The organism is Burkholderia sp. YHN3-13 (assembly GCF_055810675.1).
The window spans coordinates 1-23397 of the sequence record NZ_JBVVNQ010000038.1 but is presented as its reverse complement, the minus strand read 5'-3'; the positions used below and the strand labels follow the sequence as shown (position 1 = coordinate 23397).

Annotated in this window: 19 protein-coding genes and 1 pseudogene; 2 read left to right on the top strand and 18 right to left on the bottom strand. The window is 59.0% G+C overall.

The window, feature by feature from the left end; all coding sequences use genetic code 11:
* Window positions 1-1323: hypothetical protein (locus AC0KUR_RS36950; protein ID WP_473377309.1), on the top strand; the 1323-nt coding region annotated here is incomplete at its 5' end.
* Window positions 1324-1571: 248 nt separating this feature from the next.
* Here the strand turns inward: AC0KUR_RS36950 and AC0KUR_RS36945 are convergent.
* The 18 genes and pseudogenes from AC0KUR_RS36945 to AC0KUR_RS36860 all read right to left on the bottom strand — a co-directional run.
* Window positions 1572-1628, bottom strand: a pseudogene (locus AC0KUR_RS36945) (ESPR-type extended signal peptide-containing protein); the annotation flags it as partial.
* A 583-nt stretch (window positions 1629-2211) separates the two neighbouring features.
* Window positions 2212-3036: a winged helix-turn-helix domain-containing protein gene (locus AC0KUR_RS36940; RefSeq protein WP_473377308.1), complete on the bottom strand. Its 825-nt coding sequence runs from the start codon at window positions 3034-3036 to the stop codon at window positions 2212-2214.
* Between the two features lie 186 nt (window positions 3037-3222).
* Entirely contained in the window at window positions 3223-3951 is a 729-nt protein-coding gene (locus tag AC0KUR_RS36935) for a type II secretion system protein (protein WP_473377307.1), read from the bottom strand.
* Window positions 3952-3955: 4 nt separating this feature from the next.
* Window positions 3956-5083 carry a type II secretion system protein gene (locus tag AC0KUR_RS36930; RefSeq protein WP_473377306.1) on the bottom strand — a complete coding sequence of 376 codons (1128 nt, stop codon included), beginning with the start codon at window positions 5081-5083 and terminating at the stop codon, window positions 3956-3958.
* A 1-nt stretch (window position 5084) separates the two neighbouring features.
* Entirely contained in the window at window positions 5085-6146 is a 1062-nt protein-coding gene (locus AC0KUR_RS36925; RefSeq protein WP_473377310.1) for a type II secretion system protein, read from the bottom strand.
* A gap of 99 nt (window positions 6147-6245) precedes the next feature.
* Window positions 6246-7550 (bottom strand): type II secretion system protein, encoded by a 1305-nt coding sequence (locus AC0KUR_RS36920; protein WP_473377305.1) that lies wholly within the window; start codon window positions 7548-7550, stop codon window positions 6246-6248.
* A gap of 90 nt (window positions 7551-7640) precedes the next feature.
* Window positions 7641-8897, bottom strand: a complete 1257-nt coding sequence (locus AC0KUR_RS36915; RefSeq protein WP_473377304.1) for a type II secretion system F family protein — start codon at window positions 8895-8897, stop codon at window positions 7641-7643.
* Window positions 8894-10564, bottom strand: coding sequence for a GspE/PulE family protein (locus AC0KUR_RS36910; protein WP_226159297.1), 1671 nt, complete (start codon window positions 10562-10564; stop codon window positions 8894-8896). The genes AC0KUR_RS36915 and AC0KUR_RS36910 overlap by 4 nt, the downstream gene beginning before the upstream one ends.
* A gap of 478 nt (window positions 10565-11042) precedes the next feature.
* Window positions 11043-12563 carry a pilus (MSHA type) biogenesis protein MshL gene (gene mshL, locus AC0KUR_RS36905; protein WP_226159296.1) on the bottom strand — a complete coding sequence of 507 codons (1521 nt, stop codon included), beginning with the start codon at window positions 12561-12563 and terminating at the stop codon, window positions 11043-11045.
* 200 nt (window positions 12564-12763) lie between these two features.
* Window positions 12764-13435, bottom strand: a complete 672-nt coding sequence (locus AC0KUR_RS36900; RefSeq protein WP_473377303.1) for a prepilin-type N-terminal cleavage/methylation domain-containing protein — start codon at window positions 13433-13435, stop codon at window positions 12764-12766.
* A 4-nt stretch (window positions 13436-13439) separates the two neighbouring features.
* Entirely contained in the window at window positions 13440-14102 is a 663-nt protein-coding gene (locus AC0KUR_RS36895) for a hypothetical protein (protein WP_473377302.1), read from the bottom strand.
* Window positions 14099-14614, bottom strand: coding sequence for a general secretion pathway protein GspB (locus tag AC0KUR_RS36890; RefSeq protein WP_226159293.1), 516 nt, complete (start codon window positions 14612-14614; stop codon window positions 14099-14101). The genes AC0KUR_RS36895 and AC0KUR_RS36890 overlap by 4 nt, the downstream gene beginning before the upstream one ends.
* Window positions 14611-15999, bottom strand: a complete 1389-nt coding sequence (locus AC0KUR_RS36885) for a hypothetical protein (protein ID WP_473377301.1) — start codon at window positions 15997-15999, stop codon at window positions 14611-14613. The genes AC0KUR_RS36890 and AC0KUR_RS36885 overlap by 4 nt, the downstream gene beginning before the upstream one ends.
* A complete protein-coding gene (locus AC0KUR_RS36880) occupies window positions 15996-16577 on the bottom strand; it encodes a hypothetical protein (RefSeq protein ID WP_473377300.1) in 582 nt (193 codons plus the stop codon). Before AC0KUR_RS36880 ends, AC0KUR_RS36885 begins: the two co-directional genes overlap by 4 nt.
* 37 nt (window positions 16578-16614) lie before the next feature.
* Entirely contained in the window at window positions 16615-17466 is an 852-nt protein-coding gene (locus tag AC0KUR_RS36875; RefSeq protein WP_404824139.1) for a type II secretion system protein, read from the bottom strand.
* Window positions 17467-17477: 11 nt separating this feature from the next.
* Window positions 17478-18503 (bottom strand): type IV pilus twitching motility protein PilT, encoded by a 1026-nt coding sequence (locus AC0KUR_RS36870; protein WP_226159290.1) that lies wholly within the window; start codon window positions 18501-18503, stop codon window positions 17478-17480.
* Between the two features lie 261 nt (window positions 18504-18764).
* Complete coding sequence (locus AC0KUR_RS36865) at window positions 18765-20843, bottom strand: O-linked N-acetylglucosamine transferase family protein (RefSeq protein WP_473377299.1); 2079 nt, start codon at window positions 20841-20843, stop codon at window positions 18765-18767.
* A 61-nt stretch (window positions 20844-20904) separates the two neighbouring features.
* Window positions 20905-22542, bottom strand: coding sequence for a YadA family autotransporter adhesin (locus AC0KUR_RS36860; RefSeq protein WP_473377298.1), 1638 nt, complete (start codon window positions 22540-22542; stop codon window positions 20905-20907).
* A gap of 13 nt (window positions 22543-22555) precedes the next feature.
* Here AC0KUR_RS36860 and AC0KUR_RS36855 point away from each other — a divergent pair.
* On the top strand, window positions 22556-23397 hold an 842-nt coding region (locus AC0KUR_RS36855), incomplete at its 3' end, for a hypothetical protein (RefSeq protein ID WP_473377297.1).

Sequence of the window (23397 nt, the reverse complement as noted above, 5' to 3'; positions counted from 1 at the left end):
GAGCTCACACTGCTATTGGTCGCGCTCAGTCCGGTGGACAGCGAACCGATGCCGGTCGAGGCTGACGTCGACAGCGACGTGATCGCGCTGTTAGCCGTTGACAGACCCGTCGAGGCCGACGTGCTCAGCGAGCTAACACTGCTATTAGTCGAGCTCAACCCCGTGGACAGCGACGCTTCGGCCACGCGAGACGTACTGATTCCAGTCGAGGCCGACGTGCTCAACGAGCTTACGCTGCTATTGGTCGCGCTCAAGCCGGTCGAAGCCGACGTAGACAGTGACGTGATCGCGCTGGTGGCCGTGGACAGACCCGTCGAGGCCGACGTGCTCAGCGAGCTCACACTGCTATTGGTCGCGCTCAGTCCGGTGGACAGCGAACCGATGCCGGTCGAGGCTGACGTCGACAGCGACGTGATCGAGCTGTTGGCCGTCGACAGGCCCGTCGAAGCCGACGTGCTCAACGAACTCACGCTGCTATTAGTCGAGCTCAACCCCGTGGACAGCGACGCTTCGGCCACGCGAGACGTACTGATTCCAGTCGAGGCCGACGTGGACAGCGACGTGATCGCGCTGGTGGCCGTTGACAGACCCGTCGAAGCCGAAGTGCTCAACGAACTCACGCTGCTATTGGTCGTGCTCAAGCCCGTCGAAGCCGACGTCGACAGCGACGTGATCGAGCTGTTGGCCGTCGACAGACCCGTCGAAGCCGACGTGCTCAACGAGCTCACGCTGCTATTGGTCGTGCTCAAGCCGGTCGAAGCCGACGTCGACAGCGACGTGATCGAGCTGTTGGCCGTTGACAGGCCCGTCGAGGCTGACGTCGACAGCGATGTGATCGCGCTGCTGGCCGTGGACAGACCTGTCGAAGTCGACGTGCTCAGCGAGCTCACGCTGCTATTGGTCGCGCTCAGTCCGGTGGACAGCGAACCGATGCCCGTCGAAGCCGACGTCGACAGCGACGTGATCGCGCTGTTAGCCGTTGACAGACCCGTCGAAGCCGACGTGCTCAACGAGCTCACGCTGCTATTAGTCGAGCTCAACCCCGTGGACAGCGACGCTTCGGCCACGCGAGACGTACTGATTCCAGTCGAAGCCGACGTGCTCAACGAGCTCACACTGCTATTGGTCGCACTCAGTCCGGTGGACAGCGAACCGATGCCGGTCGAAGCTGACGTCGACAGCGACGTGATCGCGCTGGTGGCAGTCGACAGGCCCGTCGAAGCCGATGTGCTCAGCGAGCTTACGCTGCTATTGGTCGCGCTCAGACCCGTGGACAACGAATTAACACTAGTCGAAGTCGATGTCGAAAGACTATTTAGATAAATTCTCGTGTTGTTTACATAATTTACGCACGTTGCATCCCCCGAATACATCGTTCCAAAAGAACCGGACGTACAGGGCGACTCCGGTACAGTTTGTCCATATGAGTGATCCACAAACAACGACGAAAGACATAACAGTGCAACCTTGCAAAACAATGATAGTTCAAACTTATTTGATCCCAACAAATCAACTACAGCAGGACCGGATATCGACCTCTCCGACGAAGCATGGCGCCTGGAATTCTCATGGGAAACAACGAAAGCCCCTCTCGCCTTGTTCCACAAAACAAGATATATTTTATTCATGATGCCATCTATATTATTTAGAGAACCACAAAGCAACCACTCGCCACATATTCAGTGCGCACGAATTGCAATGCCTTACAGGCAAGAATTCCGTCATAAATTCCATTTCTCGCGAAACTCAATTGCCGAATTTACAAAACGTAAAACGCCGCCGTTGCGGCATGGCCATATTTACCTACAGTCGCCACCCGATTTCCCGAGTGACCGGATGGCAAAGATCCCGCCGCGCACCCGCTATAGCTTGGTCTGATCCGATATCCGTTTATTAACGAGCCCTCGACTCGCCACCCAATCCTGCCGTCGCGTGTAGACACCGGCTAGTTTTAATATCGTCGCACTTGCGATGCTAATTTATCGATCTCCAAAAACAACCGTTGAAACTGACGAGCTCTAGCCGAGCGTTTTGCTCGACACGCAGCTTGTTCACGCACGCCAATCGTCACACCACGAAACGCAAATTTACACACCTTATTCAAGCTATAATTTTCATTCTATCGCTTACCGCTTTTTCATTTTCAAGCACGGAATTAATGCATCTAAAATATTGCCCCCAGCGATCAGTCTTGCACTGCCAATGCACGCTTCATTTTCCATCTTTAATTAACTCGATCCGGTATCCCACCCCATAGATTGCGCGCAACAGAACACCTCGCGACCCGTCCATCGAGAGCTTGCCTCTCAATCGATAAATGTGTTGCCCAAGTGATCGCAAAGCAAGGTTCGCACCTTTGTTCCAAACAATAGAAGCAATAGTGTCGCGGTTAATCGTCGTGCCACTATTGCTGAACAAAACCCAAGCCAGCTTGAACTCTCGCTCGGTCAATACAATAGTCTCGGAGTCTATGGTGACCAACGAGGTACTGCGATCGAGCGCGTAGCGTCCCACTTCAACCCGATCGAGCTCACGTGCGGCGGTAGCGTGCTCAATCAGCCGTTTTCCCCTGACAAGCACTTCCGTCGGGTGAGCGCCCCAAGCCACATCGTCGTTGCGACTCAACGCGTCCATCCAGTGGGCCGTATTGGCATCCAAATGAATCAGCAAAATCGGCAGTCGATCCAGGTGATGCAATTTGCGCCACTCGATCAACATACCGACATCATCGTACGCGCGTATATCGACGATCAGCAGATCGGCCTGCTCGCGCATCAATTGCCGATTCAAATCGAGCGAGTCGCGACACCAGAGCGTGCTGTGATGATCTCCTTGCGCCTCAAATAGCTGGCCAATTTGTACGTACAGCACTTCGTCGTTCGTCATGATAGCGGCCACGCATCTTTTCGAAAGCGTCTGTTCAGCCGGGCAACATTCCGATGAGGTGTCATTTTGTTCACATGGATCAGCTAAGTGACCCGTTTCGTCCCAACGCAGGGGCAACACCGCGTCAGCGCACTGCTTAACAAGATTCATGATTACGCACGCCTTCTATTCACCTTCGTCTACGTTCCATCAACGCATTGCCCTGCGGAACAGGCCGTTCCATTGGCAGCGTCGCTCGACTTCAAGCGGCCCACTCTCGTTATGTGACGGCATCGACATCCACGAGACCATTCAATCTGCGTGAGGCCGAGCCCGGTTTCTCAAAAATTCCGTGCGTTACTGCAATAGCAAATCGGCCGTCAGCTCTACGCTTTGCGCTTCCGGCGTGGTGTTGCCCTGATTACTCTGGGCAGCATTGGCGCTCCAATCCGTGCTGCGGCCAAGCGTGTCAAACTGCGACTCACGCAAATTTCCTAGTCCGGCGTCGACTCGTCCGTCAATCATGCTGTTCAATTGCCGAGCCAGATCAGGTGTCACCCCATAGATCCGCAACACGGTTTTAGGCACACTCTGATAGGTCGCGACATTGCTGCCTTGAGCGACTAACTGCACCGACCAATTAGTCGACACCAGGCAAACACGCAATTCATGGGGCAAGCCGGCTTTGTCCTCGTAGACATAACGAGCCGCCAGGCCGGGACCTCGCCCGCTCGGCAAGCTCACGCCGAACTGCAACATCGTGACGCTTAGCGGAGCGGCGATACTGTCGTCACACAGCGGCGTATCTAGCGCTGCGTTCACATAGCCGGTCGGATTCGTTGGGCTATCACCGGGCAATATCCCGCCCGAGCGAGCCACGTACGTGCTAAATGCCGCCTGCCACCCTTGAACGAAGTCGTTGTAGATTCGTACCATGACCGCGTTTCGATAGACATCGATTCCGATCATGGTGATCCCCACCAGGATGGCGATCACCACCAGTGCAATAGACAACTCAAGCAGCGAAAAACCACGCTGCCCGCGATGCATGCCTTTTAATTCACCTTCGTTTCGCGGTATTTTCATGTTGTTACAGATATATGCTCGACAAACCATTGACCGCATGCAGATTGATCTGATCAATTTGAATAACGAGCATCGCCATTATCTGCTGGGACAACTGATAATTTATATATGCCGCATTTGCTTCGTTTATGGAAAATCGTATGATTTTTGCATACGCGATCGCTTGATATGTACTCTCAACAATAAAGTCGACAATAGCCGGCGCTATTTGACTGCATGCAGCTTCTGAACCATTGGTACACAGCCCGGTTGCTATCAAGTAGTTCATTACCTTGGCACCGACCTTGGCCGGTTGTGTAACCAGTGCTCCGATTGCCCCATTGGCAATATCAGCGCTAGCTGCCGCTAAATTTATCTGCATCATTGCTTGATAATCGCTCAATCCTCTTAACAGAATTTGAGCGCCAAGCGCAGTGTTAAAAGAGCTGCGCGTCGCGACCGCGATTTGAGCCGGACAGCCCAGGCTTGTCGATAATTCCGCAAACGAGCGGCTCAGCGATTGCGTTTCGTTGCTCTTTGAACCAGGCAACGAAGAAGACATACTCGCGCTCGTGACAGATGCCGCGGCCACAACAGTTGGGGTCAGCGACAACGTGTATGCCAACTTCAGTGGCTGGCCGGAAGACATCGGTGCGCTCAGGATTGCACAAAGCGCCATATAGGGAGAGCGCACATTGAGGGGATTGCTTACAGCGGCAACAGATACGGGTACCGGATTCGAGGTTGATTGTGCAATCTGCACCTGCAACTGGGCAGAATTGTCCAATGTCAGATTGATCCCTGAGGTTCCTGCTTTCGGAACGCCGTGGATGGCATAGTGAATGTTCCCTGCGCGAGCGTCGGGCAGCCCGATATCGCGAAAAGGGAGTTGACCACTTGCAGCAGACGCACAGCTTGCCTGTGCGTTGCCGTTCGTATCGACGGCTGGGCACGGTAGCCGCCCGTACTGGAAGGCATACGATCTCAATGCCCAATCGGCACGCTGGAGCAAGGCATTTTCTTCGATCGAGGCGTTTTGATGCTGGGTCCACCTGAGAACGGTCCATACTCCGAGAACCAATAGACCTGCGAGTACAACTGACAATGCAGTTTCGAGCAGACCAAACCCGCGTTGATTTCGTTTTAGTTTCATTTCAGCTCCCCTGGAGCACTGCTTGATAGTGATTCTGACGCCCTTGTTGGAGCTGCTGAAATTGAGCGACGTAGCGCCCAGCGCTCATCATCGCGTCTCGGGCAGATTGAATCGATGCCGTGTCGTCACCCGGCTTAATATGTGCGATCATCTGAAATGCCACTGACAAGTAGCTCAGCATAATTCCGTTCGCATTCATCGCCACGGCAAGGGCTGATAAGGAAGCAAAATTGGGAGTTTCGACCGCGCTTGGAACCCCCATAATTAGCTGGACGGTCGTCGAGCCAATATCCGCAACCAGATCGGCTGCAAGCCATGCTCTAATTGCTTCCTGAAGATCGTCGCTTAACTGCGAGTACTGAGCATTCTGATATTTCAATTGATCGAACTGGAGCAGTGACTGACCGACTTGAGTCATATCTTGCGCATCCAGTATCGACTTAGCGGCACTGCCGGCATTGGCCAACTTAGCCGGGCAACTCAGACGCGAGAGCAGTTCTCCTAATCCCACACCGTACACTTGCGTACCTTGTGAGATCTGTTGCTGCGCCTGTTGACTTCCGGGCAAAAGCGCTGAGCCCGGTGGCGCAGCCGACGTCTTATGGCCAAGCTGGACCTCGAATGCAACCGGTATGCCGCCCAGCATCAGTTGCGGCGCTTGCTGAGCGGCGATCAAACGCTGGCAGAAGTTCAGCAAGCTGGATTGCCCCAAGCTTTGCCATGTGACAGATTGTCCGTTTGCGCCGATGAACTGCGGAACATGCTGATATGGATCGGGGGTGTACGCTGTTCCCTTACCCTGAAGACGTTTATCGGCCGTGTACCAGATCGGATTGCCATTCGGAAGACCCACCGTGCTGGGATTGAGCCATCCCGCAGGGGGGAGCGATTGATTAGACAACGCGTACCCGACTATGGCATTGATGATGGATTCGATATCCGTTGCCGATGAAACGGGCGATACCGGAGTCAAAACCCACATCAAGATGCCAGCCAACAGGCCGCTCACCGCGAGTGCCACGGCGGTTTCGATCAACGTCATGCCTCGCTCCAAGCGGTTCATTCTGCTTGAATTGAAACCGTTCGTAGTCTTAAATGTCATGATTTCTCTTTTTAGGCCAATAATCGCTTATAGAAGAATTACTTGGTATCCTTCTTCGGATTACATAATGCTGTTTGCAATTCCAAACTCGACCATATGGTTGACTGCCTGATCCGCGGCAGAGGAAGACGGTTGACTCTGATCAGGCGCTTTTCCCCATGGTTGCATCGCAGAAACTTGATCGTCCAGATGCCGATAGTAAGCTTCATATGCCGTATCGTTAGCGGAGGCCAAAGTCTGCGCAACCAGGTCCGTGAGCCGCCGGCCGTCTGCGAGGATAAATGTAGGTTGGGATGCCGCAGCCATGATGCAAAGTATCGGATCGAATATACAAAAAGGCGCTACCGTGTCATTGCTGAACTGGGCCACGAGCTCACGAACCCCTTGAAATAACCGGAGTGACGAGAACCACCAATCGGTAGCAACCACCTGCGGCATCAACGTTCCCGCCATCCAGTCAAGGCTATCGCTCATGCCTTTTTGCTCGAGCAATACGGTACCCTGTGGCTCGCTGATATTCGCAGCAGTGGCCAGTAGATCCGCCGAAGCGTGGACAATTTCGCACTGGAATACCTCGCTCAACGCATTGGCCGTCATGCTGCTTGTCTGAGCGTTATCGCCTGTCGTAATCGTATAAACATTGACCGGGGCGATGATCGTTTGCCAGGGGTTGATGGCCGACGCGTTACTCGCCGAGAGGGGAAACGGTTGAATCGCCGCGGCACCTGTGGGCCCCATCGACAGATTCTGCAGCTTTTGGCAAAAGTCCAGGCTACTCACCACCGGACTGTAGGCATTCATAGGCGTGGGCCCCGCCACTGGTGGCAAATCGTGAGCCGTGCCATTGATGCTCACCAGCGGTACGCCGGGCGCCGGATCCGGTGCGGGCGCAGCCGTGCCGCTGGCCACGACGATCTCGCCGACCGCCGGCTCGTATTCGCGATTAGGGGCCGCCAGCAAATCCGGTGTTGCGGAATGGCCGTCTCCACGATATGGCTGATAGTTCATCTGCGTCATCGCCGAGGTAATCGACGCCGACGATACGGTTGCTTGATTCAGCAAAGTCTGCGAAGGCAGCCATTTCGCGCTGCCTTTCAAGGCACGCCACGCAGCACAGTCCTCGGCGCCCGCCGGCTCGGAAGCGGGACACGGCAATCGTCCGTTTTGCAACACAAAAACCTTCAACAAACTGTCGGCCCAGCGCAACGCGGCAGCATCGTCCGTTGCGTTGCGCTGGCGGTTGTACGCCTGGTTGGACAGATAAAGAACGCCTGCCGATGCCACCAACGCCGCCAGTATCGCGGCCATACCAATCAGCCCGAATCCCCGCTGCCTGCGCATGCTTGCTATGCTCGGTTCTTTCATTTTGTGCCCCCTGAATCTGCACCCATCGTTGCTGGATTTTGTCGCTTTTGCTCGACCGCTTACCTACGCTGCTCGCCCTTACCCCGGAGGTTAGTACCGTGCAGACATTGCGTGACGCACCAGGTCGTAGACCGGCAACAGCAAGGCCATAATCATGACGATAAACAACCCCCCCGCCAGTACGATCACCAATGGCTGCATGATCTCGGCCAACATCCCGATCACCCGCGTCAGGCGCGCCCGGTACTCCTGTGCGAGATGCGCCAATTGCCGATCCAGGGTGCCTGTCTCCTCTCCCACCGAGATCATTCGAATCATCATCGACGGGAAGCCGCCCACTCGACGCATGGCCACCGACACGCGATCGCCGCGTTGCACGTACTGTCGCATTTGAACCAGTCGATCCCGGTAAAACATGTCGCGCGTGGTTTGCTCCATGATCGCCAGGCTCTGTACGATGCCAACGCCCGCGCGCACGAGGATCGACAGATATTCCGAAATGAATGCCAGCCCCGAGGAGGTCAACAACACGCGACTGATCGGCAGGCGATGCATGCCCGCGAACATCACTCGGCGCACGGCCACACTGGCGCGCCATGCGAACACACTGCCGCCCATCACCGCCCCCGTCGCGATACACAGCACAAGCATGTGCGCGGTGACCCAGTCAGCCAGATTCAGGACGGCAATGGTCAATGCCGGTAACGGGATATTCATCTGTTTGAACAGCCCCGACAGATTCGGAATGACGTAGTAAATCCAGAAGCCGGCCGCCCCCAGGATCGCAAGGAATACAAAAATCGGATAAATCAGCGCCTGCTTGGCATTCGCTTTCATCCCCATCACGCGCTCGACGTGTTCCGATGCTTGCATCAACATCTGGTCCATCGAACCCGTCTCGTCGCCGATCATCACCAGGCTACGCACTGTCTCGGGAAAAACCTCCGCCTGCCGCGCAAATGCCTGGCTGACGGTCGAGCCAGCGCCCAGGTCATCCAATAAGCGCCGGCCCACCAGCACGATGGCCGCGCGGCGGCGCTGTCCTTCGTGATCGGTGGCGCCGGCGATGGCATCGAGTATCGGCACCCCCGCCGAGGTCATCACGGCCAAATCGCGCAACAACCCGGCCATGTCGCGGGCGTTGACCTTGGGTTGCATCGCACGCTGTAGTCGCTCCAGTGCATGGCCCACCCAGCTCGGCAGTCCGTAGAGGCGCACAACGATGCCGCCGTGCTTGGCCTCGAGCCACGCACGCACCGCCGAGCGTTCCTCGATCGCAAGACGCGCAATACCGGAGTGGCTTTTGCCTTGTGCCTGTACGACCTGGAAGAAGTAAAAGCGCATCATGCCGCCCCCTCGCCAATTACCCGCACGACCTCGTCACAGGTGGTTTGCCCGAGAATCACTCGTCGCTTCGCAACTTCAGCGATCGCTTCGAACCCTGCGTCAAACGCAACCGTTCGAATCTCTTCACGGCCCACGTCGTCGGCGATCGCATTGGCCAACGCGTCGTCGACCGACAATATTTCGTAGACCGGCAGTCGCCCCAGATAGCCCGTGTTCCGGCATTTTGCGCACCCGGCTCCACGCTTGCCGGTGACGGTCTGCTCCACCTTCAACCATGCGCGTTGAGCATGCGTGAACGCAACATCACAGGCGCAAAACGGACAGACTCGTCTGACCAAACGCTGATTGATGACGAGCAGAAGATTTTCTGCAATGACCTGCGGAACCAATCCCATCGGTCTTAACCGAGGAACCACACCGAACACGCTCGTGATGTGCAGCGTCGAGAGCACCAGGTGCCCGGTGGCAGCCGCATCCAGTGCCGCTTGTGCGGTCTCCGCATCCCGCATCTCGCCGAGCAAGATGACGTCCGGATCGTGACGCAAGAAGTGTCTGAGTGCGGTGCTGAAGTCGTAGCCGGCACGGCGATTGACTTCCGTCTGTCCTGCGCCCGGCACGCGATACTCGAGCGGATCTTCGACCGTCAGTACGTTGCGCTCGATCAACTGCTGCATGCGCAGGCCCGCATGCAACGTGCTGCTTTTACCCGATCCGGTCGGGCCGGTGATCAGGATCAGCCCCGCCGGGCTGGCCATCTTTGCAGCAATCTTCTTGACGTCTTCATCGAAGAATCCCAGCTCACGCAACCCCTTCAAGTCGTGCGCCTCCGGCAACAGCCGCATCACCGTGCGTTCGCCATGTTCTGCCACGATCGTCGACACCCGTACCGTGAACTCGGCGTCCAGAATCGTGGTGCGAAAACTGCCATCCTGGGGCTTGCGTGCTTCGGAAATATCCATATCCGACAGCAGCTTGATGTAGCCAACCAAGCGTGTTAGCGCGCGCGGGAGCGCCTTGATCGGTCGCAATACCCCATCGATTCGAAACAGCACATGCAGACTGCTGACGCCGGGCGTGATATGGATATCGGTCGAGCGCTCCTTGACGGCCAAGTGCAACAGGTACTTGAGCAGATTGTCCGGGCTCACATCGTGGCGCACATCTTCGGCCAGCTTTGCCACCTCACGCGCGAAAAGCTTTTCAGGGGGATGCTGAGAGAAATAGTAGGTGTGCAGGATCCGCCGCTTGACCGCGGAAAACTCCGACTGCAGGAACCGGCATCGCATACCGCAGCGTCGCGTGACGATCTCGCTGACTGTTTCCGGCAAAGCATCGCCTATCAACACGACAATGTTCATTTCGTCGCGCCAGATCGGCAAGAAATTGCCGTTCAGGCACAGCTCTCGATTGAAAATCTCCATCAGCGACGGCTCCGCATCCGGCACATCATCGATATCGACGAACGCGATGTCTTGCAAGCGCGCGAGCATCTTCGCGATTTCCCGCTCGCTTGCCAGACCGGATTCGATCATCGTGCGCCACAGCGCATCATGGTGAACCGCGTTTTTCTGATGCGCGTACTCCAGTTGGGTCGCATCGATCAAGCCAGCCTCTAACAGCGCCTGACCCAGCGCATCCGATAGGGTTTCGAGCGCTCGAGCGGTCATGATTGCGCCCCTGAGCCACGCACTCGCCGATTCGACTTACCTTCCGGATGCGCGCGCGCCGGTGCACCCGAGGCCGTGTCTGCTAACGCATTGAGCTCCGAAAGCGGCGGCAACGGCGGCACGTTCCATTGAGGCAGCGTGGCAGCACTTGCGAATGGCGGCGTCACCTCGGGCACCGAGGCCGCTGCCCACGGCGGCGTCTGAGTCTCGCTCAAGGTATCCTGCGAGGGGGCAACCGGTTCGTGCGCGGCACCGCCAGCCACCACCCGTGCGGGCGCTTGCATACCGCTCGCACGCGCCGCATGCAAGCCGCGTTGCCCCCAAGCCAGCAATACAAGCGTGCTGGCCACACCGACCCACACCAGGGTCCACTTGTGCATGCCACCACGGCTACCCCAGATCATCCTCACCACCCATAGCGGACAATACATCGCGCTCTCCCGATAACACACCGTCGTCCATGGCGTATGGCGACGCATCACAACGCGCGTGCGCGCAACACAATGATCAATTCCTGATTGGAATGGGCTTTGCTGTTCTGATCAAATAGACTACCGATGACGGGAATGTCGGCCGCACCCGGCAAACCGTTGTTCGAAGTCGTCGCCACCTGGTTAATCAGCCCCCCGATGATCACCGTATCGCCACTGTTAAGCTTGAGTGTGGTCGTAATGCCCTTGACGTCGACCTTGGGCAAGGTCACCGCACTGCCGGTGCTGCCAACCGGCACGAGCGCCAATGAGCTCTGGTTGACCGCGGTTTGCATCGGATGCACAAAAAGCTCGACCTTTCCGGAATCGGTGACGATGGCCGACACCCCGACTACGACGCCAGAAAACAATGCATCGGTCTCAACGTCGGTCGATGTCGATGATGAGCCGCCTCCAATATTGTTCAGCGTGTTGTTGACTTTGCTGATGTAGCGGTAATTGGTTCCGACACTCAGGTAGGCCGGCACGCCGTTGCTCAGTCGCACGACTGGATTGGACAGCATGCGCACCGTGCCGAACGTGCGCAGCGCCTGAATCGTTGCCGAAAACACGTTCCCGTTGTAGGCAAGACCATTGCCATACCCTGATGCGCTGCCCAGCGTTTCTGCCGGGATCGTGACCGCGCGTGATGCCAGACCTCCTGCCCCCAGCGGGCTGGTCGCCTGCGCTATCGACGTCGCACCTGATCCCAGGCGTCCGACAAGGTTATGCGTGAGCAGATTCCAGTCAACGCCCAAGTTAAAATCGTCGGTCAGCTCGACGTCGATCAGTTGAGCCTCGATCTGGATCTGGCGCCCTCGCACCGCCTGCAGATGCTGGAGAAATTCAGCCAGTGCCTTCAGCCGGGACGGCCGTGTATTAACGTACAACGTGCCGCTTGTACGGTCGAACGTGAACACATTGTCTTCGTCGCTCTTGCCACCCGCGCTGCCTGCGCTCACGATCGACTGCACCGATTTCATCAGGTCTTCGTACGGGTCCGTTTTTCCGCCGATTTCCTGGCTGATCAGCGTGTTGCCCTTGAGCGCGGTGCTGCCAGACTGCTTTCCAGCACCGCCAAACACGTCCCCGCCGTCGTCGATACTCAGTTGCGACTTGCTCGCCAGCATCCCGATATTGAAAGTCTGGTGAGCAGTCAAGCTCACCGTAATCAGCTTGTCTTTGATTTCACCGTCGATATCAAACAGCTCGAAAATGCGCAACAGCACCTGCTGGGCCGAGACATGCCGCATGTTCAGCGTTGCGCGCTGGGGCAGTTTCACCACGCGGGGATCGATCATCAGATTCATGTGCAACTGGTCTGCCAGCACCGACAGCAAATCCGTTATCGGCGCGTTGCTCATGTTGATGTCGACCAGCTTGTCCAAGCCGGGCTGCGGCTTGGTGGCAGACGCGCTCACCGGCTCGGACGGTATCGGTGCCGAGCGGACAACCTGCTGCTCGAGGCTATCTATCCGATTGAGTGCATCGCGGCTGCCTTCGACAATTGTCTGCTCGGCCTTTTGCATCTGCCGATCGTCACGACCTGACATATGGTCGACGCTGGTAGGAAGACCTTGACAGCCTGCCAACAGGCATACGGACGCGACAATACATGTCCGTTTAGATTTAGTCGTCCTTACGAGAACCATTTAATTGCCGCCTTCGTTGTCGTGTCTGAACTACCCGCGCGTTGCTTTCTATCGCTTCGCGTACGCCAGTCTAAAAGTTAATCGTCATCCAACGTGTCGAACTGCTTAACCTGTGCGAGCAGATCGGTGACACTTTGCACATCAACCTGTACTGAATATTCTCCGCTGCCTGACCAGAAGCAGTTTGCCGTCGGCCTCGCTTGACCTGCACTGTTGCCGATCTCCAGCACGAAGGCCGGATTCAACTGCGCCGTCATACACTGTCCGTCGGTTGGGACATACGGGTACGCCACCGTCGGATGAATTTGCGATGCAGCCGCGAGCGCATTCGCAAAACTGGCGACCGGGTTAGCGGCGCCATCCGCACCCCCGTTGGTCGCGCCGCTATAGACGCCGTACCGAACCTGTCCTGACATTGCGCTGCCCCCACCCATCGGCAGGCCTAATGTTACGTAGGGCAACCCTCCAGTATTGGAGGTGCACAGCCCATTGTTTTGCGCTTCCACGCCGCTGCCGCCTGGCGCCACATCGGGACACGGCAAACGGTGATGCGTCAGCGCAAACTCCACAATTGCCTGATGGGCGCTGCGAAGAAGCGCACGCTGTTGCCCGAGCGTGCCTGCCTGTTGCCCGGACTTCTGTAACCGTATCGCCATCCCGACAACCAGGGCCACAACCATCAGCACAACTGCAAGCTCCAGCAGGCTGTATCCGCCCTGGCGCCTGCCTGCCTTCATTGCCGTGCTCATCGGATTATTTTCCCTGTTCACTGCTCGTGCTCGTATCCGGTGCGCTCTGCATGATGTTCGGATTCAATTGCTTGACCAGCGCTTGCATCTGGAGTTGTTTGTCGTGCAACGCAGCCAGCTTTTGGGCATCAGGCTGCGATGCATCGTTCGGGGCGTTTTGCAGGGCCGCCATTTGCTGTGTGATCTGTTGCATCTGCGAGGCGATCTCGATGTTGTGTCGCAGTGTTTCCAGATTCACCCCGCTCATGATGGGCGAACCGTTCGCTTTTTCCGCCTGCGCAATCGCGCTGCTCAGTGCGGCACCATCGTGCTGGCCACTGCTCAGCAGCGATTGCATCTTGCGAAGCGCCGCTTGCATGGCTTGCTGTCGCTGCTCGGACGCGGCATCGGCAGACTGCGGCGCAACCGGGGGCGCCACGCTCAATGTGCCCGGTGGCGTTTGTGCCTGGACAGCACTATCCAAGTCAAGCGCATGAGCAGCCGGCGCGGCGGGTTGCATATTTTCCGGCACCGGTGGGCTCGGCACCCGTGGTACCGGTGCAAGCGCAGCCGTCACCTCAGTGGCCGCATTGGCACGCTCTCGATACCGATACACCGCATAAATGCCAGCGATCAACACCATCGCAATCACGATTGTCCATGCGATCGATTTTCTTTCTTGCCTCATTTGCTTGTTCCTTCACTTGCGGGTTGATCGTTCGTTTTTGCGCGCAGGGTAAGCTCGAACAATTGACCGTCCCGCTTGATTTTTATTGAATCCAGCGTCATGCCGACAATCACGGTCGATGCATCCAACTGGTCACCCACGTGTACCAGCTTTCCGTTGACGATCGCGCTGCGCGCCGTGCCGGCCTGCACGATCGTCGTCAATTGGAAAATTCCGTTCGCGTCAAAGACCGGTGTGCTCGACGCGGGCAGCGGCACCGACGACGCAATGGCCACCGGCAAAAGCGTGAGCGCTTCGTGCTTGTCGGCCATGGCACTGAGCGCCTTGAGCGCTTGGCGCGCGGCGGCGATGCCGGCGGCCTGGCTGTCCATGCCCGCGCGGCCGACATCCGGGAACGTCGCCTCGCGCGTCGGCTGCGGCCTGTCATAGGCGCACGTCGCCACCATGAACGCGCTCAGCGCCACACACGCGCTTGCCACCAGCAACGCATAAGATTGTTGACGCCACTTCATTCGCGCTGCTCCCCACCCTGAATGGGCGTGAGCCGATAGGTAAATACCTGGGCAAGCAGGTTGCCATCCACGTGCTGCGCTGCCGTATCAATCGGAGTTGCGGCCAGGCCTTGCTCTCGTAACCCGTACACAAAGCGCGCGAGTTTATCGACATACGATCCATCTGATGCGTCAGACAACGCACCGTCCACGATCAGCGCTTTGTTAGGGGCTGCCGCCCGTGTCCTCGCTGCGCCCCGATCTTTCGGGGTCGGATTCACGGTATAGATTCTCAGTACACGCACACCACTCGATTGCGCGGCCGCGCCAATCAGCCTGATCATGCCGCTCACATCAAAGCGCTGTGAGGTCTCATACTGCGTTATCAGCTGTTTGGACCAGGCCTCGTACTGCGCGGGCATGATCGTCTGAGGTACCAGTGCCTGGTAGCGTGCCTGAAGTTGGCGGGTCTCCTCCTCTATCTGATGCGTCTGCTGCACGAGACTTCGCGTCTGAACAAACTGCGATGTGGCGTACAGCAATCCGCCTAGCGCGATGACACAAAACAACGCGCACCAACCCACGGCCCAGCGCTCCAGCCCCCAGCTCACACGCTGGTTCAGCGGATTGACGCTCATCAGGAAACTGCGCGCGTCCAGCAGCGTGAGCAGCGTCGAATCGATCCGCCACCGCTCTGTCCAGTGCGTATGCGTCGGCACAATCGTTGCCTTCACGCTCGCCTGCTCAAAAAATGTCCGGGCGAGTTCGCGATGGCGATCCGGATCGTCCGACAAAGCCAGCCGCCCAAACACGGTGTGCCATTCGATCTCGAACGTTTCGATGTCGACCCCGGCTTCTGAGAGCTCGACGCGCACCCGCTCACCGAGCGCGCGTGCCGCGGTCTGCAAATCAGCCCCCTCGTCACTGAAAGCCAGTGTCGAGCACTGTAAAAGTCGTTTGCCCGCACGCGCCACAAAGATCAGATTGCGCCCGCTTTGCACGGCCACGCCACGCATCGGCCCGACCCGGCGCCACGCCATGGCCAGCAACGGGACAATCAGACACGCGCGCGACTGCTTCCGGCTCCAGGCCTCCAGGCGTTGCCAGCGTGCAAGGGCGACAGCCGAATAGCTGACCATATAGCCGCTGGCCACCTTATCCAGTGTGTGAATCATCACGTGCGACTCACCATCGGTGGCGCCTTGCGTGAGCAACTGACGGTTGATCAGGGCCGGCGCATGAATGGGGTTGCCCTCGAACTGCGTCACCCCCGACACCGTGTCCGGACCGAAGTCCGTCACGACAAGCGCTGCCTGCTCGACACCCGGGTAGCTTGGCAGCGCGCGCGCCTGGAGACCGTCTAATTCGATCCACTCCTCTTCGAGGTGGACTAACAATGCGGTCATGATGCCCCCAACCGAAAATACAATGTCCCGGACAGCGTGACCAACAGCGACGCATCGCTACCGGAAACGGGCGTCTCGAACAACCCGCCCGTCGCACTCTTCATCGATAGTTCGAACTCTTCGGCACCGAACATCTGCGAGGGCGTGCGAGCGATCTGCGACAGCAAGCGGTTGACCGACTCCCGGCTCATCGTCGCCTGCCGAATATCCATGCGGCGCAATCCCCACTGCCCCGGCCCGAATCCCGCTGCCTCGGCCTCGCCAAGAAGCGCGCGTGACGCACGCACGGCTGCCGCCTGCCGATTCAGCTGCGTCAGGCGCTCAGCGGCGTCACGACGCGCGCCTCGCGCCATCTCGCGCTCGAAGTAGGCAGATGTCAGCGCATGATGACCCCAATACACCGCCACGCTCGATAGCCCGAGGGCTGCCAGCGTGGCCAACGGATACGCGACATGAGCGCGCCGCTGCAGTGCCGCGGCCCCCGTACGTGCGCCCAGCGCACGCAATAGCGCCATCGTGCGCACGCGAGCGACTTGAGTCATCTGCGCCAGCTTCAGCCTGATAGTCATACTGGGCATGTCGTTTCCTGACAGAGGCGTGATTTCCGGGCGCACATCATTGGTTCATCTTGAAATCAGCCACGAAGGTCACGACTTGCCCCTCCGCACTGGATGCCCCACCCTGATTGGCCGAATTGTCCGAGCTCCAATCCTGGGCCTGCGTCGACGTATTCAACCCCGCGCCTACACCAATGGCGCCGGTGCTCACCCCCTCCTGACGGAAGCTGCCGCTGCTGGCCCCCGCCGTGCCATTGAACGCCGCGGCCAGCGAGCGCGCCAAGTCCGGCGTCAAACCCGCCACCACCATCACGTTGCCCGCACCGGAGGGCGTACCTGGCGGGTTCCAACGAAAGCAAATCTGTATTTCCTGCGGGTTGCCGTTGCTATCCAGATACACGTAACGGTCCTCGAATCCCTGGCCACGGCCTTGCGGCAGTTGAACGCCCGCGCGCAGCATCAGGTCACGCAAGTCCTGCGTCGAGTCCGCCTGGGTACTGAGCCCCGTGCTCGTGGGCATGTTTTTCGGCGCACTGCCGTGACAGATCATCGGCGGACTCTGCACGCTGGTCATGTTCCCGCCCGACGTCGTTCCGCCGCTGTTGGCAAGGAACGTTTTGCCATTCACCATCAGCTGCGGCAAAGTCGGATCGTCGCCCACTGGCGAGCCGATGCGTTGCACATAGGTGTTGTACGCCACCGCCCACTGATTCACGAACGTCTGGCGGATTTTCACGTACTCCGCATTGCGCTGAGCATCGCGCCCGATCATCACCGCGCCCAAAATCAGGCCGATGATCACCAGCACCACGGCCATTTCCACCAATGTAAAACCCTGCTGTGCAGCCCTGCTCGCGATCCAACGCCGACGACCCCGCTTGCTGTACTGCATACCGTTGCGCTCACTCATCTCATGTCTCCCTAGTGCCGCCCTAAAATCGCAGCGGCCTCGGCCGCGGTAATCAAACGTCGCTGGATCAGCTCCTGCAGCGACGCATCGAGCGTCAGCATGCCGTGCGCTTGCCCCGTCTGAATCGCCGATTGCATCTGCGCGGTTTTACCTTCGCGGATCAGATTTCGAATCGCCGGCGTACAGACCATCACCTCCCATGCGGCCACCCGGCCGCCGCCAATCCGGTGCACCAGCCGCTGGCACACCACCGCACTCAGTGCCTCGGCCAACATCGTGCGAACCAGGGATTTTTCCTCTCCCGGAAACACATCGATAATTCGGTCCAGCGTGTGCGCAGCCGAAATGGTATGCAGCGTAGCCAGCACCAGGTGACCCGTCTCCGCGGCGCTTAACGCGAGGCGAATCGTCTCGAGGTCGCGCAGCTCGCCCACGAGGATGCAGTCCGGGTCCTCTCGCAGTGCCGAGCGCAGCGCATGCGAGAAGCTGTGCGTGTGCTGGTGCAGTTCGCGCTGGTTGATGATTGCGCGTCGCGAGGTGTGAATGAATTCGATCGGGTCCTCGATCGTAATGATGTGATACGGGTACGTTTGGTTCAGATAGTCGACAACCGCCGCCAGTGTTGTCGTTTTGCCCGAACCCGTGGGCCCCGTGACCAACACGAGCCCCGAATGGTGGCTCGCGACTTTCTTGAGCACCGCAGGGCAGCCGAGTTCATCGAGACTACGCACGTTGGGCAAAATGGTACGGAACACCGCAGCGGGACCACGCGCTTGCCAGAATGCATTGACGCGATATCGCACGCCCCCCTTTGCACTGATCGAAAAGTCGCATTCCTTATGCACTTCAAAGGCATGACGTTGTTCCTCCGTCATAATGCAACGCAAAAAATCAGCAATCGTGTCAGCAGCAAGCGGCGGCCGAGGGCCCACTAAAATATCGCTATCCAGCCGAATGGTCGGAGGCATACCTGCAGAGAGATGCAGATCCGATGCGCCCGCCGTCTTCGCTTCAAGTAACAGATCCCAAATATCCATTTTGCTTTTTATGCCCGTTTTGTTTCGCAACCACCCCTACGCGACCACAATCGCCCAATCTTTCATCCACCTACCCTGCTTATAACGCTTCATTCACGGCCGGGTAAAACAATATCTTTAGCGCCATTTATATGCGCCGGCACGCACTCATGCAGGGTAGCGATCGAAATAGATCGAGCACCCGACAATCAGCATTATTTCGGTACAATTAATTCAGCGTGATGATTTATTTTTCAATCATGCGGCATGAAATCGCGCCTTTTAATTGTCTGTATAAACCTCGCTCACATCCAATACTTCAGACGCCTCGCGCCACGTGCCATGCATCGCGTCCGAGCGCACGTTTTCGTCTATTCTGAAGTGCGCAATAATGAATGTCTCGAATACCTGAATGGCTTCTGTCCTGGTCAGTTTGCGCATTCGCTCGGCCAGCAAGGCCTTATATTGTGCTTTGTAGTCCGCGTTGGTCGCATAACGCTCACACAAGTCGGCCAGTGCCTGAGCGTCGCCTGCCACCAGTTCAGGAAAACCAAGGTAACGCATCACCGCAGCGGCATGACGCTGTCGCATAAATTTTCCTTCATGCGCAAGCACCAGCGCTCCAGCATGCAGCGCGTCCAATACGGTGTTATGTCCGGACCAGGACGGGTTATCCAGAAAAGCGTCGCTCACGCCAAGCAGTGCGATAAATTCCACCGTCGCAAGCGGTCCATCGACGAAGCGCACGTGCTGTTCATAGCTCAGGTCGTGCTTTGCAAACGCCGCCTTCAGGCGTTCGGTGAACACCCCCACGCTGGCCGGGTCATCGGGCCGAATAAATACAAACCGGCAACGCTCGCCTACCCGTGCCGCAATCTCGGGGTACAGATCGTCGTCGCTCGGCGCATACTTGAAAATCGACTGCGGCGATACGAAGACGATATCGTCCTTGGCAAGACCAAAGAACCCCCGGCCCACGTTTGCCGGCGTCGGATAACCGAAGGTATAAGCACACCCCAGGCCAGGCAAGCGCAGCACATCCTCACGATAGTGATCCTGCGCATCGGCCGGCTCCATCATGTTCGACGACACCACATAATCGACGTGTCGCGATCCGGACGTCTCGGGATGCCCCAGCATTTGCAATTGAAGCGGCGCCATCCTCAGGCTCGTCAGACAATACGAACTCAGGTTCATGCCAACATCGGCATAAATGATCACGTCCGGCGCATCCTCGGCCAGCTGCTCAAGCGTGCGGCCGATGTGCACATTATGGTAAAACCGATCGGACAGCCGTCTCGCATCGTCGGTACACACATCGGTGGTCGCCCCCATGTGATACGAGAAGATCTCGAAAACGTCGCGGCTCAGGTTCTGGTAATAGCCGATCAGCGGAATTTTCCAGATCGAGTGAGAGAAGAAAAACGCCGACACAAAAGCAAGCCGGATCTTTCTGAACCCACGCGCCTGGCGATGCCGGCTCCTACGGGCCACATGCGCGCGCGTGGGGTACTCGCCGTACGCCGCCTCCATCAAACGTCCAATCTCGTCATTGAACCGGCTGATCAGATCGACGTTCAGTACACCGTTGTACGTCAAATAAAACAGCGGATCGGCCCACATGTCACCAAACGCGTGGCGCAGTGCCTGCGGATTGTCGAGCGCCCTCGAAACGTCCACCGACATCTGCGTGAGCGCCGTCGCCACCCGCGCCCGGACCTGCCCCACCTCTTCGCTCGATGCGTAGACAATCGGCAATTCGAATCCCACCTTCTGGATCATGCCCGCCACACAATAAGGGTCCAGCGCAACGGCCCGTCGCGCATGCTCGAGCGCCGCGTCCTTCTGCCCCAGGTAGTAGTACGTGTACGCCAGTTTGGCCGCGATCTCGCCGTCCTGCGCATACCGTTCGCTCAGCTCGCTCAGGTGTGCGTGCGCCTGCGCGCGTCGCTCCAGGCCGAACGCCATATGCGCGGCGTTCACCGCCGCCACCCGATCGTCGGGGTCCAGCCGCGCGGCCTCGCTGTAATGCCGATAGGCGTTTTCTTTATCGCCCAGTCGTTCGTAGCAGACCGCCAGGTTATTGCGCGCCGCGCTCCACGTCGGCCCCAGCTCACTTGCGCGCTCGAACCGCGGGATGGCCTGAGCGTACTGCTCCAACGCCATCCTGGCGTTGCCTGCGAGATAGTAGAGATCTGCCTGCGATACCGCCTCCAGCAGCTCCTCTGTCAGCAGCGCATCAATCTGGGCGGCACATCCGGCGTCCAGCCCGATGCGCACCAGCGCGATCGCAAATTGGTCGATTATGTTCATGTCCGAGCGCTTGAAACCTTGTTTAGGACCGTTGGCGCGGTGCCGCATGCTTGCTCGGCACCGCGCCCCGGTCACGGTTACAACACTACTTTGCCACTACACACCTGCATTACCACTGATACGCCGCGCCTACACCGAAGGTCGTACCGGAACCCGTGATACCGGCACCCGCACGTACCTGCAGGTTCTGCATCACGCGCACGGTCACCCCGATCGCCCCGGCCGAGTAGCCGTGGTAGTTGGCTTCGCCCACCCCCACCGAGATGACGTGACCCGGATCGACCGGCGGAATCATGGCCAGCGCCGTGGCTGCCGCGACACCGGAGTAGGCTGCTGCCGCCACGCTGCTCACCGAGCCTTGAACCTGTTGCAACTGGTTCATGTTGACGGCGTCCGTGCCGTTGATACCCGGCGCGACGTTGGTGATGCGCCGTTCGCTGCCCGGGCTGCCCACCGACACCGTGTTCGGCTGGTTCGCGATCGAACCTGCACCCAGCGCGACCGAGTTGGTGGCCACGGCCGACGCACCCTGACCCACTGCGGTCGTATTGGTGCCGCTGGCCATCGCGCCTTGACCGAACGCGGAGGCATTGTTGCCCGAGGCGACGCTGCCCTGGCCCAGGCCGGTCGCGTTGGACCCGCTTGCCGTGACGCCCTGGCCGACGCTGGTCGAGTTGGTGCCCGTTGCGCTGCTGCCTTGGCCGAAGTTCGACGCGTTGGTGCCGGTGGCGTTGCCGCCCTGACCGAAGTTCGACGCATTGGTACCGTTGGCTACGCCGTTGGCGCCGGTGTTGGTGGCACCGTTGCCGCTGGCCATGCCGCCGGTACCGGTGTTGGTAGCACCGTTGCCGTTGGCCACACCCGAGGTACCCAGGTTCGTCGCCCCGGTGCCATTGGCCACGCCGTTGGCGCCATCGTTCTTTGCGCCATTGCCGTTGGCCACACCGTTGGCCCCGTTGTTGGTGGCATTGGTGCCGTTGGCCGTACCGTTGGCGCCGGTGTTGGTGGCACCGTTGCCGTTGGCTACGCCGTTCGCGCCGTTGTTGGTGGCACCATTACCGTTGGCTACGCCGTTCGCGCCACTGTTGGTGGCGCCACTGCCGTTGGCCGTGCCGTTCGCGCCGTTGTTGGTCGCGCCACTGCCGTTGGCCGTGCCGTTGGCGCCACTGTTGGTGGCGTTGCTACCATTAGCCGTGCCGTTCGCGCCGTTGTTGGTCGCGCCACTGCCGTTGGCCGTGCCGTTGGCGCCACTGTTGGTCGCGCCATTGCCGCTGGCCGTGCCGTTGGCGCCACTGTTGGTCGCGCCATTGCCGTTGGCCGTGCCGTTGGCGCCATTGTTGGTCGCGCCATTGCCGCTGGCCGTGCCGTTGGCGCCATTGTTGGTCGCGCCATTGCCGTTGGCCGTGCCGTTGGCGCCACTGTTGGTCGCGCCATTGCCGTTGGCGGTGCCGTTGGCGCCATTGTTGGTCGCGCCATTGCCGTTGGCCGTGCCGTTCGAGCCGCTGTTGGTCGCGCCATTGCCGCTGGCCGTGCCGTTCGAGCCGTTGTTGGTCGCGCCATTGCCGTTGGCAACACCGTTCGAGCCGCTGTTGGACGAACCATTGCCGTTGACCGTGCCGTTGGACCCAATGGCAGCGGCGACCGTCGTGGACAAAGACACCAGCTTGTTATAGTCACTCAGGACAACGGTCGAGAGCGACGACACGGTATTGACGGTCGTGCTCAGGCCTGTCGAGAGTGAGCTCACGCCGCTTTGTGCCGTGCTCAGGCCCGTCGAGGTCGAGCTCGACAGCGACGTCACCGTGCTGTTGGTCGTGCTCAGACCCGTCGACAGCGAGCTCAAGCCGCTTTGCGCCGTGCTCAGGCCCGTCGAGGTCGAGCTCGACAGCGACGTCACCGTGCTGTTGGTCGTGCTCAGGCCGGTCGACAGCGAGTTCACCCCGCTTTGCGCGGTGCTCAGGCCCGTCGAGGTCGAGCTCGACAGCGACGTCACCGTGCTGTTGGTCGTGCTCAGGCCCGTCGAGAGCGAGCTCACCCCGCTTTGCGCCGTACTGATCCCGGTGGACGCCGACGTCGACAGCGACGTGACCATGCTGTTGGTCGTCGACAGGCCGGTCGACACCGAAGTCGACAGCGACGACACGCCGCTTTGCGACGCGCTGATCGCGCTGGAGACCGACGACGACAGCGACGTCACCGAGCTGTTGGTCGTGCTCAGACCCGTCGACAGCGAGCTCACCCCGCTTTGCACCGTGCTGATCGCGCTCGAGGTCGAGCTCGACAGCGACGTCACCGTACTGTTGGTCGTGCTCAGGCCCGTCGACAGCGAGCTCACCCCGCTTTGCACCGTGCTGATCGCGCTCGAGGTCGAGCTCGACAGCGACGTCACCGTGCTGTTGGTCGTGCTCAGACCCGTCGACAGCGAGCTCACCCCGCTTTGCGCGGTGCTCAGGCCCGTCGAGGTCGAGCTCGACAGCGATGTCACCGAGCTGTTGGTCGTGCTCAGCGCCGTCGACAGCGAGTTCACGCCGCTTTGTGCCGTGCTGATCCCGGTGGAACTCGACGTCGACAACGACATCACCGTACTGTTGGTCGTGCTCAG